We start from the raw sequence: 12,390 nt of genomic DNA on the forward strand, positions 1-12,390 counted from the left end.
AAATTAATTAGAAATTGGAGGACAAGTTTTTAACTTGTTATGAGATTATGATTTTATCAGAGATATTAAAAAAATGTACAGAAAACGAATGCACTAACTTTACTTATGAGTTAGTAAAAGGAAGAGAAGATATTTTTGTTACAAATGTTACATCAGATTCTAGAAAAGTAGAAGAAGATGGGGTTTTTGTAGCAATAAAGGGTGCTGTAGTGGATGGACATAAATTCATAGGGAATGTTTTAGGAAAAGCTAAGGCAATCGTAGTAGATAAAGATGCTACACTACCAGAAACACCTGATGATTTAACAATTATTGCTACAGATAATACTCGTTTAGCACTAGCTTTAATGTCAGCTGCTAATTATGGTAACCCTGATAAAGAACTTTTTACAATTGGAATTACAGGAACTAAAGGAAAGACTACAACAACATACATGATTAAAAATGTTTTGGAAAATTGTGGTATTAAGACAGGTCTTATAGGAACAATTGAAACAATTATTGGTGAGGAACATATTCCATCAGAGAATACTACACCAGAATCAAGCCAGATTCATGAGACATTTAGAAAAATGGTAAATGCTGGTTGTGAGGCTGTTGTAATGGAAGTTTCAAGTCAGGGACTTAAATTAGATAGAACAGCAGGTATTATGTTTAATATAGGCGTATTTACAAACCTTGAGCCAGATCATATTGGACCAAATGAACATGCTGATTTTGAAGAATATTTAGAATGTAAGGCTAAGTTATTTAGACAGTGTACAACAGGTATTGTTAATGCAGATGATGAGCATGTTTCAAAAATTATTGAAAAGGCAACTTGTAAAATAGAGACATATGGAATTGATAAGGATGCTGATTTAAAGGCTGATAACATAGAACTTTTCCATGAGGGTGGCAATATTGGCTTAACATATAAATTAACAGGAAAAGCTATGGATGAAGATTTAGATGTAAAATTAAATCTTCCAGGTAGATTTTCAGTATATAACTCACTTTCAGCCATTGCAGTAACAAGACATTTTAATGTTTCAAATGAGAATTTATTAAAGACTTTATTAGATGTTAAGGTAAAGGGTAGAATTGAGTTAGTAAAAGTATCTGACAAATTTAGTTTAATGATAGACTATGCACATAATGCTATGTCCCTTGAGAGCTTACTTACAACACTTAGGGAATATAATCCACATAGAATTGTAACTTTATTTGGTTGTGGTGGTAACAGATCAAGAGATAGACGATTTGAAATGGGTGAAGTTTCAGGTAGATTATCGGATTTAACAATTATTACTTCAGATAATCCAAGAGATGAGGAACCAGAAGCAATTATACAGGATATAATTACTGGTATTTCAAAGACAAATGGAAAGCATGTGGATATAGTTAATCGTAAGGAAGCTATTAAATATGCAATTGCTAATGGTGAGCCAGGTGATATTATTGTTCTTGCAGGAAAAGGACATGAGGATTACCAGATAATTAAAGGCGTTAAGCATCATATGGATGAAAGAGAGTTAATTGCAGAGGTATTAGAAGAACTTAAGAGGTAAAAATGTTTGCTGATATAATAATAGATATATCTCATGAACAACTAGATAGAACTTTTCAATACAATATCCCGGATAATCTCCGGGATATTGTTAAGATTGGAAGCCAGGTTAGAATCCCTTTTGGAAGAGGAAATAAACTTATTACAGGTTATGTTATTGATATAACAAGTAAAGCAAATTATCCAGTGGATAAGATAAAGAATATTGAATCTTGTCTAGAAGATAGGGTAGGAATAGCAAGTGATATGATTAATCTAGCTTACTGGATTAAGAAAAATTTTGCATCAACAATGAACCAGGCTTTAAAGACTGTAATTCCTGTAAAGGATAAAGTGGGTCCTAAGGAAAAGAAAAGTGTAGTTTTAAAGGTAACTAAAGAAAAAGCAGTTATCCTAAATGAAACATACAAAAAGAAGAATTCAAAGGCCAAAGTTAGACTAATAGAGGCTTTGATAGAAGAACCAGTGCTTGAAATGGAAATAATAAGAAATAAGTTAAATATTTCTACATCAACCATTAATTTGCTAGAAAAAGATAACGTAATTGAAGTAACTACTAAGAAGTATTATAGAAATCCTGTTAAGGACAATGATGCTTTTAAGAAAAATAAGGCTATTGTGCTAAATAAAGAACAAGAAGAGGCAGCTAATACAATTAAAAAAGATGTAGAGGAACAAAGATATAATACTTATTTATTACATGGAGTTACAGGAAGTGGTAAGACAGAGGTTTATCTAGATGTAATTAAAGAGGTTATTGATGAGGGTAAGCAAGCAATTGTGCTTATTCCAGAAATTGCTCTTACATTTCAGACAGTGCTTAGGTTTTATCATAGATTTGGTAGTAAGGTTTCAATTCTAAATTCGAAGATGTCTAAGGGTGAGAGATATGACCAGTTTTTGCGAAGCATGAAGGGAGAAATAAGTGTAATTATAGGGCCTAGATCCGCACTTTTTACACCATTTCCTAATCTTGGCTTAATAGTAATTGATGAAGAGCACGAAGGTGCTTATAAATCAGATAAGACACCAAGATATCATGCAAGACCTGTGGCAATTCATATTGCAAAGAATAAGCAGATTCCAGTTATTCTTGGTTCTGCAACCCCTAGCATAGAAAGTTATGAATTGGCCAAAAGAGGCGAATATAAGCTTATAACGCTAAATAATAGAGCAGGAAATGCAACTCTTCCAAAGATTTATGTGGAGGATATGAGAAGAGAGCTTCAAATGGGAAATCGCTCGGTTTTTAGTAAGCGTTTACAAAGCTTAATAGTAGATAGATTAGAAAAAAAGCAGCAAATAATGCTGTTTTTAAATAAAAGAGGTGTTGCAGGATTTATTTCTTGTAGATCTTGTGGACATGTAATGAAGTGCCCACACTGCGATATTTCTCTAACAGCGCATAATAATGGGAAATTAATGTGTCATTACTGTGGTTATGAGCAGCCAAATGTTACTATATGTCCAGAGTGTGGTTCTAAATATATTGCAGGTTTTAGAGCGGGTACACAGGCCTTAGAAAGTCTTATTAATAAGATGTATCCGACGGCTAAGGTACTAAGAATGGATATGGATACAACTAAGAATAAGGGGGGACATGAAAAAATCCTTGAGCAGTTTGCAAATCACGAAGCTGATATCTTAGTTGGAACACAGATGATTGTTAAGGGACATGATTTTCCAGATGTTACACTTGTGGGAATAGTGGCAGCAGATATGTCATTATACGCAGGGGATTATAGAGCTCCTGAGGTTACTTTCCAGTTACTTACACAAAGTGCTGGCAGGGCTGGTAGAGGTAATAAAAAAGGTGAGGTTGTTATACAGACCTATACACCAGAACATTACAGTATAGAGACTGCAGCTAATCAGGATTATATAGGCTTTTATGAGCAGGAAATTGCTTATAGAAAATTACTTGGTTATCCACCAATAATAAATATGCTAAAAATAACAGTATCAAGCGCATCTGAGGAGGCTCTAGATGAGGCTAGTAATTTACTAAAGGATAGGGCTAGTAACTTAGATAATTCCATAGTTTTAGGACCTAGCAAAGCAAATATTTATAAAATTAATGATATTTTTAGCAAAGTTATATATATTCGTAATAAAGAATATGATAAACTAACGTTGATATATGAGAACTTGGATGCTTATGTAGTAGGTAATCCTAAATTTAGAAATGTTAGTGTGAATTATGATTTTAATGCTTAGTAAATAAGCGGATAGGAGAAATAAAATGGCAATTAGAAATATTAGAGAATTAGGTGATGATACACTTAGAGCTGAGTGTAAAGAAATTAAGGAAATGACACCTAGAATTAAGGAATTAATTGAAGATATGTTTGAAACAATGTATGAGGCTAATGGTGTAGGTCTTGCAGCTCCTCAGGTTGGTATTAGAAAAAGACTTGTAGTAATTGACTGTGGTGATGATCCATTAGTACTTATTAACCCAGTTGTATTAGAAACTAGCGGTTCACAGACAGGTCAGGAAGGCTGTCTTTCTGTACCAGGCAAGGTAGGAATTGTAACACGTCCAAATTACGCTAAAGTTAAGGCTCTTGATGAGAACATGGAAGAAATTATTGTTGAAGGTGAAGAATTACTTGCAAGATGTATGCTTCATGAAATCGATCATTTAAATGGAATTATGTATGTAGATAAGGTTGAAGGCGAGTTAATGGATGTTGACTATGATGAAGACTAATTAAGACTAATCTAGGAAAAGAGGAATTTAAGTGAAGGTTATTTTTATGGGAACACCGGATTTTTCGGTGGGAACTTTAGAAGAAATTATAAAAGCAGGCCATGAGGTTATGGCAGTAGTTACACAGCCAGACAAACCAAAGGGAAGAGGTAAAGCCCTACAGTATTCTCCAGTAAAGGAGGCAGCCCTTTCACACAATTTAGAAGTGCTACAGCCAGTTAAGGCAAGGGATGAGGCTTTTATTGAAAAATTAAGACAATATAATGCAGATGTATTTGTAGTTGTGGCTTATGGCCAGATTTTACCTAAAGAAATTATAGATATGCCAAAGTATGGATGCATTAATGTACATGCTTCTCTACTTCCAAAATATAGAGGTGCAGCACCTATTCAATATGCAGTAATTGATGGTTGCGAGTATTCAGGTGTTACAACAATGTTAATGGATGAAGGCCTTGATACAGGTGATATTTTATTGGTATCTAAGGTTAAGTTAGATGAGAAAGAAACAGGTGGTTCTCTTTTTGATAAATTAGAAGATGTTGGAGCTAAGTTATTAGTTACAACACTTTCTAAGTTAGAAGATGGTACAATCACAAGAACTAAGCAGATTGAGGAAGATTCAACTTATGTTAAGATGATTAAAAAGAGCATGGGTAAAATTGATTTTAATAAGTCAGCTATTGAAATAGAAAGACTTATTAGAGGTTTAAACCCATGGCCTTCAGCTTATACATCTCTAGATGGTAAGACATTTAAGATTTGGGAAGCTAATTGCTTAACTGATGTGGAATATGATTCATCTAAGTTGACTGAGATTAAGCCTGGAATGGTAATTAAAATCAATAAAAATTCTTTTGTAATAAAATGCAAGGAAGGCTATCTAGAAGCTTTAAGCGTACAGCTTGAAGGTAAGAAAAGAATGGATGCAGGTTCATTCTTAAGAGGATATAACTTAGAAGAAGGTACTATTTTTAATTCATAAAGACTTTTAAGGGCGAGGTGACTAATTTATGTATTATGGATATGGCTTAGGTTATGGATATTATTTTGATCCAACATATATCTTAATTATAATTGCAGCTGTAATTGCATTAATTGCTCAGGCTGGAGTTTCAATTACTTTTGCAAGATACCAGAAAGTAAGAAGTGCTAGAGGTCTTAGTGGGGCAATGGTTGCTGAAGAGATTTTAAGAAGCCAGGGTATATTTGATGTTGGTGTATGCCATGTTTCAGGAAATCTTACAGATCATTATGATCCAAGAACTAAGATGGTAAATTTATCTGATTCGGTATATAATGCTACAAGTGTGGCAGCTATTGCTGTGGCAGCCCATGAATGTGGACATGCAATTCAGCATAATAAGGGCTATGTACCACTAGCATTAAGATCTGGACTAGTTCCCTTTGCCAATATAGGATCTAAGGCATCTTGGATTTTTATTATACTTGGTGTATTAATGGGCTTTAATCAGACTCTTATTACAGTGGGAATACTTATGTTTTCTTTAGCTGTATTATTTCAGATAGTTACTCTACCTGTTGAATTTAACGCTTCTAGAAGAGCCCTTAATATTATTAAAAATAACGGAATGTTAATAGAAAAAGAAAACTCATATGCTAGAGCAGTTCTAACTGCAGCAGCATTTACATACGTAGCTTCTGCAGCATCTGCAGTTTTACAGCTATTAAGATTAATTATATTATTTGGAGGACGTGATGACCGCGATTAATTCAGTTAATCTAAGAGCAGTTGTATTAGATATGCTCTTAGAAAATGAAAAAAATGGCGAATTCTCTAATTATCTTTTAAATAATGCGCTGGCTAAATACCAATATTTGGAAAAGAGCCAGCGCTCATTTATCGCTAAGCTATTTATTGGAACTATAGAAAGAAAGATAGAATTAGATTATATTTGCAATCAATTTTCAAAGACAAAGACTAATAAAATGAAGCCTTTAATTAGGTCTTTAATTAGAATGTCGATTTATCAGTTAATGTATATGGATATGGTTCCGGAATCAGCTGTATGTAATGAAGCTGTTAAATTAGCTAATAAAAGAGGTTTTTCTAATTTAAAGGGCTTTGTTAACGGAGTTCTTAGAAATATTGCTAGAAATAAAGAATCAATTAAATACCCAGATAGCTCGGATTTTGTTTTTTATAATAGTATTAAGTATTCAATGCCAGAATGGATAATTGAAATGTGGCTTAAAGACTATGAGAAGGAAGTTGTGTCTGATATACTTGCTGGTCTTTTTAAAGAAAAAAGAACATATATTAGAGTTAACACAAATAAAACAACAGTTGCTAAGTTAGAAGAAATTCTAACAAAAGAAGGAGTTACTGTTAAAAAGACAGATATAGACTATGCCCTTGAAATAAGTGGATATGACTATTTAACCAATTTAGATAGCTTTAATGAGGGCTTATTTATAATTCAGGATTTAAGCTCAATTATTGCTGGCTTTAATTCTAATATTAAAGAAGGGGATATTGTTCTTGATGTATGCGCAGCACCAGGTGGTAAAAGCGTTAATGCTAGTTTATTAACCAAAGAAAAAGGAAGGGTTTATTCAAGAGATATTTCCTATGAGAAGACAGATAAAATCGAGGAAAATCTTGATAGACTAGGTTTATTAAATGTAGATGTGGATGTATTTGATGCTACAGATTTCGATGAGGATATGGTAAATAAATGTGATGTAGTAATTGCAGATTTACCATGTTCAGGCCTTGGAATTATAGGCAGAAAGCCAGATATTAAATATAATGCTACAATGGATAAATGTAGAGAGTTAGTTAAAATACAAAAAGATATTTTAGTTAATGCTGCAAAATATGTTAAAGATGGGGCTTTTTTAATATATAGCACATGTACAATTAATAAAGAAGAAAATGAAGATCAGGTTAGATTCATTGAAAGCCTTGGATTTAAATGTGAAGAAAAAAGACAATTATTACCAGGTCTAAATTCTGATACTGATGGATTTTTCTATGCAAGAATGAAAAAATTATAGAGGAAAGATATATGGAAATTAATTATAAGATAAATGATGGAAGAGTGGATTTAAAAAGCCTAAATGCCGATGAATTAACTTCATATATTGAGAGCCTAGGAGAGAAGAAGTTTAGAGCAAATCAAATTTATCAGTGGATGCATGAAAAGCTGGTTACTGATTTTGATTCTATGAAGAATGTGCCTTCTAAATTACTTGACACATTAAAAGAAAATGCGCATTTGACAGCTCTTACACCAATTAGAGTTCAGACATCTAAAATTGATGGCACTAAGAAATTCTTATTTAAGTTATATGATGGGAATGTCATTGAAAGTGTGCTTATGAAGTATCATCATGGTAATTCAGTTTGCATTTCATCCCAAGTTGGATGTAAAATGGGATGTCGCTTTTGTGCATCTACCCTTGATGGTTGCGTAAGAAATCTTTTGCCATCAGAGATGCTAGACCAAGTTTATAGAATACAGGATAGCACGGGTGAGAGAGTGTCTAATATTGTAATTATGGGTTCTGGTGAGCCAATGGATAATTATGATAATGTATGTAAATTTTTGGAGTTGATAAATTCTCCTAAAGGACTTAATATAAGTCTTCGTAATGTTACTGTTTCAACATGTGGTCTTGTGCCACGTATAAAGCAGTTAGCTGACTTAAAATTACAGATTACATTAGCAATATCACTTCATGCGCCTAATGATACACTACGAAAGACAATGATGCCAATAGCTAATAAATATTCAATTGAAGAGATAATTGATGCTTGTAGATATTATCTAGAGCAGACAGGAAGAAGAATTTCTTTTGAATATAGCTTAGTGAAGGGTGTTAATGATACTAAAGAGTGCGCAAGGGAATTAATTGATTTAGTAACAGGCCTAAATTGCCATATAAATCTTATTCCGGTTAATCCAATTAAGGAACGAGATTATGAGCAATCTAATAAGGAAGCAATAATGGCATTTAAAAATAAACTTGAAAAATGTGGAATTAATGTTACTATTAGAAGAGAAATGGGTCGCGACATTGATGGAGCTTGCGGTCAATTAAGAAAAAGTTATATGGAGGATAGTCATGAAAGCAGTAGCAATGACTGATATTGGTAAACAAAGAAAAACCAATCAGGATTTTGTCTATACGTCTATGACACCGATAGGAATTCTCCCAAACCTTTTTATAGTAGCAGATGGAATGGGGGGCCATAAAGCAGGAGATATGGCATCTAGGTATACTGTGGAAACACTTGTTAAGCTTTTAAGAGAAAGCTCAAGTAAAGATGCAGTAACTACACTAGTGAACGCAATTACAAAGGTTAACAAATTGCTTATTGAAAAAGCAAAGGAATCAGAAGAATATACAGGCATGGGAACAACACTTGTTTGTGCAACATTTTCTAATGACACACTTTTAATTGCTAACGTTGGGGATAGTAGACTATATGTTGTAAACGAGGATATTCGTCAAATTACAAGAGATCATTCTTTAGTTGAGGAAATGGTTTTGGCTGGTGAAATCAATAAAGAAGAAGCTAGAACACACGAAAGAAAAAATGTCATCACTAGAGCAATTGGTGCTACCGATGTGGTAGAACCAGATTTATTTAGAATTGATATTAAGAAAAACGACTATATTTTAATGTGTAGTGATGGATTAACTAATATGGTAGAAGACAATGTAATCGCTGATATTATAAATAGTGAATCAGATATTAATAATGCCGCAAAAAAACTGATAGACAAGGCAAATAAGAATGGTGGAGCAGACAATATATCAGTTGTAATTATTAAAATTGATTAGAAAGGTATAAGTTAATATGTTAAGAAAAGGACAGTTTTTAGCTGACAGATATGAGATATTAGAGCAGATAGGCACGGGAGGAATGGCTGACGTATATAAGGCTAAAGATACTAAGCTTAATAGATGTGTTGCTATCAAAGTGATGAAGAAGGAATTTAGTGACGATTCAACATTTGTTTCTAAATTTAGAGCAGAAGCTCAATCTGCAGCAGGTCTTACACATTCAAATATAGTTAGTGTATATGATGTTGGAGACGAGGATGGAGTCTACTATATTGTAATGGAATTAGTAGAGGGAATTACTCTTAAAAAATATATAGAAAAAAGAGGAAAGATACCATTTAAGGAAGCAGTAAGTATTGCAATTCAGATAGTAAATGGTATGGAAGCAGCCCATAAATCAGGAATTGTTCATAGAGATATTAAACCACAGAATATCATTATCTCTAAAGATGGCAAGGTAAAGGTAACAGATTTTGGTATTGCTAAAGTGTCATCTAATACAACAATTAATTCTTCTCAAACAATGGGATCTGTTCATTATATTTCGCCAGAACAGGCAAGGGGTGGATTTTTAGATGCAAGAACAGATATCTATTCAATGGGCGTTACAATTTTTGAAATGTTAACAGGTACTGTACCTTTTGATGATGAGAATTCAGTTACAGTAGCTGTTAAACATATACAGGACAAGATACCATACGCTTCTTCAAGAGCTGAAGGTATTCCTGTAAGTATAGATAAGATTGTTGCAAAATGTACAGAGAAAAAGCCTGATAGAAGATATCAATCAGCAGAAGAATTGCTTGCGGACTTAAAGAAGTCTCTAGTTATGCCGGATGTAGATTTTGTACAAACAACACCTACAATGGAGGATACAATGTCAAGAAAAGAAGATTTAGATGAGAACATCAATGACGAATTAGATTTAGACGAGCTTGATGAAGATGTTCTAGCAGATGATGCTACAAAGGAAGAAGTTGATGAGGATGATATTGATGATGAAGGCAATGAAAAGCTTGATAAGATCATGAAATATATCGGACTTGGAATTGCTGCAATTATTCTTATAATTGTGATTTTCATCTTATTAAGACTTGCTGGATGTGGTACATCAAAGACTAATGAAACTGAAACAGAATCTACAACAGTAGAAGATGATTCTAATATGGTTGAAGTACCTGATGTTACAGGACTTACAAGAGAAAAGGCTGTTGCTAAGTTAAATGGAGCTGGCTTAGGATATTCTGTTGTAAGACAGTCATCAGATACAGTAGAAAAGGATACAGTTATTTCACAGGGTACAGCAGCAGGAACAAAGGCAGCTAAGAATTCTAAGATTGTACTTACAATTAGTTCAGGTAAGGAAGATAAGGCTGTGGCAATACCTAATGTAATTGGTCAGACAGAGTCAAGAGCTACACAGACACTTAAGAATGCAGGTTTTGATGTTGCTGTAGAATATGCTTATAGTTCTTCGGTTAATCAGGGCTTAGTAATTAGCTATTCACCAACTGGTAGTGCTCAGGAGGAATCAACAATTACAATTACAATAAGTAGAGGTCCAGAAGTACAGACAAAAGCAGAACCTACAATAAAGGAAACAGAATCAACAACAGAAGAGACAACAAAAGCAGAAGTTCCAACAAAGGCTGAAAAAGAATCAACAACAGAAGAGACAACATCAGCAAAGGCTTCTAACTAGGTAGTTTATGCAAGGAAAGATAATTAAAGGCATTGCTGGCTTTTACTACGTATATGTGGAAGAAGCCAGCAATATATATGAATGTAAGGCAAAGGGTATATTTAGAAATAAGAAAATCAAGCCACTTGTTGGAGATAATGTGGAACTTGATGTGGTTGATGAAGCTAATTTAAAGGGAAATATAACTAGGATACTTCCAAGGAAAAATGAGCTTATAAGACCAGCTTTTGCCAATATAGATCAAGCAATGGTAATTTTTGCCGTAAAACAACCAGATATTAATTACAACTTACTTGATAGATTTTTACTAATGATGGATTATCAGGATGTGCCAACAATTGTGGTTTTTAATAAAATTGATTTGGCAACAGCAGATGAAATAGAAAAATTAGAAGAAATCTATAATAAGTGCGGATGTAAGTTAATATGGATGAGCACATATGATAATAAGGGAATTGAAGATGTTCTAGAAAGCCTAAAGGGAAAGACAACAGTTCTTGCAGGACCTTCAGGTGTAGGTAAATCTTCTCTTACTAACTTAATTTTACCTAAGGAAGTTAATGAAACTGGCGAAGTTAGTAGAATTGGTAGAGGTAGACATACTACTAGACATTCTGAGATTTTTAATGTAAGTGATAATACTTATATTGCAGATACACCAGGATTTACATCGCTTAATTTACCAGATATTGAAAAAGAAGAATTAAGATTTTATTTTGAGGAATTTAAAGAGCATGAAGGTAATTGCCGCTTTAATGGATGTGTTCACGTAAATGAACCTAATTGTAGCGTCAAAGAGGCTCTAGGGGATGGACAGATAAGTAATAGACGTTATCAAAGTTATATAGAAATATATGAAGAATTAAAAAATAAAAAGAAATATTAAAAAAGGAAATTAGAATATGAATTATTTATCACCATCAATTTTATCAGCAGATTTTAAAAATTTAGGAAATGACCTTAAGACAATTGACGAGGCAGGAGCAGAATATGTCCATATAGATGTTATGGATGGAAGCTTTGTACCTAATATTTCACTTGGTTTACCAGTAATTAAATCAATTAGAAGTGCAACTAAGAAGGTTTTTGATGTACATCTTATGATTGATGAACCAATTAGATACATTGAAGAATTTGTTAATGCCGGAGCAGATATTATTACAGTTCACGTGGAAAGTTGTCAGGATGTAGCTGCAACACTAGATAAGATTAAGTCTTTTGGAGTTAAGGCAGCTATTACATTAAATCCAGGTACACCAGTAAAGGCCATTATGCCTTATCTTTCAATGGTAGATATGGTTTTGGTTATGAGTGTTAATCCAGGATTTGGTGGACAGAAATTTATTCCAGACTCAATTGATAAGGTTAAGGCTATTAAAGCTGAATTAGAGAAGAAAAATCTTAATAAGGTAAATATTGAAATTGATGGAGGAATTAACATTGAAAACTTAGCAACTGTTCTTGAAGCAGGTGTTAACGTAGTAGTTGCTGGATCAGCAATTTTTAAGGGTGATGCAGCAGAGAATGTTAAGAAATTCAAGGAAGTAATGAGTGCTTGGAATTAATAAAGTAAAATAATAAAGTAAAAAATGAAAGGCGCTACAGATT

11 protein-coding genes are annotated in these 12,390 nt (G+C 33.2%); all 11 read left to right on the forward strand.

All coding sequences use genetic code 11. The features are described 5' to 3' along the window. Positions 1-47: 47 nt before the first annotated feature. The 11 genes from T537_RS0105495 to rpe are packed head-to-tail and all read left to right on the forward strand — an operon-like array spanning position 48 to position 12,347. Positions 48-1,550 (forward strand): UDP-N-acetylmuramoyl-L-alanyl-D-glutamate--2,6-diaminopimelate ligase, encoded by a 1,503-nt coding sequence (locus T537_RS0105495; protein WP_031556651.1) that lies wholly within the window; start codon positions 48-50, stop codon positions 1,548-1,550. A 2-nt stretch (positions 1,551-1,552) separates the two neighbouring features. Continuing rightward, a complete protein-coding gene (priA, locus tag T537_RS0105500) occupies positions 1,553-3,766 on the forward strand; it encodes a replication restart helicase PriA (RefSeq protein ID WP_031556652.1) in 2,214 nt (737 codons plus the stop codon). A gap of 25 nt (positions 3,767-3,791) precedes the next feature. Further along, positions 3,792-4,262, forward strand: coding sequence for a peptide deformylase (gene def / locus T537_RS0105505; RefSeq protein ID WP_027437774.1), 471 nt, complete (start codon positions 3,792-3,794; stop codon positions 4,260-4,262). 31 nt (positions 4,263-4,293) lie between these two features. Next, positions 4,294-5,247 (forward strand): methionyl-tRNA formyltransferase, encoded by a 954-nt coding sequence (gene fmt, locus T537_RS0105510; protein ID WP_031556653.1) that lies wholly within the window; start codon positions 4,294-4,296, stop codon positions 5,245-5,247. Between the two features lie 28 nt (positions 5,248-5,275). Beyond that, the gene (locus T537_RS0105515) at positions 5,276-5,995 is read left to right on the forward strand and encodes a zinc metallopeptidase (protein ID WP_031556654.1); all 720 of its coding nucleotides are present in this window, start codon (positions 5,276-5,278) and stop codon (positions 5,993-5,995) included. Beyond that, positions 5,982-7,283, forward strand: coding sequence for a 16S rRNA (cytosine(967)-C(5))-methyltransferase RsmB (gene rsmB / locus T537_RS0105520; RefSeq protein WP_031556655.1), 1,302 nt, complete (start codon positions 5,982-5,984; stop codon positions 7,281-7,283). The genes T537_RS0105515 and rsmB overlap by 14 nt, the downstream gene beginning before the upstream one ends. 11 nt (positions 7,284-7,294) lie before the next feature. Next, the gene (gene rlmN / locus T537_RS0105525; protein WP_031556656.1) at positions 7,295-8,377 is read left to right on the forward strand and encodes a dual-specificity RNA methyltransferase RlmN; all 1,083 of its coding nucleotides are present in this window, start codon (positions 7,295-7,297) and stop codon (positions 8,375-8,377) included. Then, the gene (locus tag T537_RS0105530; RefSeq protein WP_027437779.1) at positions 8,355-9,077 is read left to right on the forward strand and encodes a Stp1/IreP family PP2C-type Ser/Thr phosphatase; all 723 of its coding nucleotides are present in this window, start codon (positions 8,355-8,357) and stop codon (positions 9,075-9,077) included. Before rlmN ends, T537_RS0105530 begins: the two co-directional genes overlap by 23 nt. 16 nt (positions 9,078-9,093) lie before the next feature. Continuing rightward, positions 9,094-10,782: a Stk1 family PASTA domain-containing Ser/Thr kinase gene (gene pknB, locus T537_RS0105535; RefSeq protein WP_051637172.1), complete on the forward strand. Its 1,689-nt coding sequence runs from the start codon at positions 9,094-9,096 to the stop codon at positions 10,780-10,782. A 7-nt stretch (positions 10,783-10,789) separates the two neighbouring features. Further along, positions 10,790-11,668, forward strand: coding sequence for a ribosome small subunit-dependent GTPase A (gene rsgA / locus T537_RS0105540; protein ID WP_031556658.1), 879 nt, complete (start codon positions 10,790-10,792; stop codon positions 11,666-11,668). A 16-nt stretch (positions 11,669-11,684) separates the two neighbouring features. Continuing rightward, positions 11,685-12,347, forward strand: coding sequence for a ribulose-phosphate 3-epimerase (rpe, locus tag T537_RS0105545; RefSeq protein WP_031556659.1), 663 nt, complete (start codon positions 11,685-11,687; stop codon positions 12,345-12,347). Positions 12,348-12,390 lie beyond the last annotated feature (43 nt).

This window comes from Lachnospira multipara LB2003 (assembly GCF_000702205.1).
GTDB lineage: Bacteria > Bacillota > Clostridia > Lachnospirales > Lachnospiraceae > Lachnospira > Lachnospira multipara_A.

Bases quoted from the DNA above. Each gene is read 5' to 3' on its own strand.
- T537_RS0105530 (WP_027437779.1), top strand. From the start codon at position 8,355: ATGAAAGCAGTAGCAATGACTGATATTGGTAAACAAAGAAAAACCAAT.
- rsgA (WP_031556658.1), top strand. From the start codon at position 10,790: ATGCAAGGAAAGATAATTAAAGGCATTGCTGGCTTTTACTACGTATAT.
- T537_RS0105495 (WP_031556651.1), top strand. From the start codon at position 48: ATGATTTTATCAGAGATATTAAAAAAATGTACAGAAAACGAATGCACT.
- rpe (WP_031556659.1), top strand. From the start codon at position 11,685: ATGAATTATTTATCACCATCAATTTTATCAGCAGATTTTAAAAATTTA.
- pknB (WP_051637172.1), top strand. From the start codon at position 9,094: ATGTTAAGAAAAGGACAGTTTTTAGCTGACAGATATGAGATATTAGAG.
- priA (WP_031556652.1), top strand. From the start codon at position 1,553: ATGTTTGCTGATATAATAATAGATATATCTCATGAACAACTAGATAGA.
- rsmB (WP_031556655.1), top strand. From the start codon at position 5,982: ATGACCGCGATTAATTCAGTTAATCTAAGAGCAGTTGTATTAGATATG.
- def (WP_027437774.1), top strand. From the start codon at position 3,792: ATGGCAATTAGAAATATTAGAGAATTAGGTGATGATACACTTAGAGCT.
- T537_RS0105515 (WP_031556654.1), top strand. From the start codon at position 5,276: ATGTATTATGGATATGGCTTAGGTTATGGATATTATTTTGATCCAACA.
- rlmN (WP_031556656.1), top strand. From the start codon at position 7,295: ATGGAAATTAATTATAAGATAAATGATGGAAGAGTGGATTTAAAAAGC.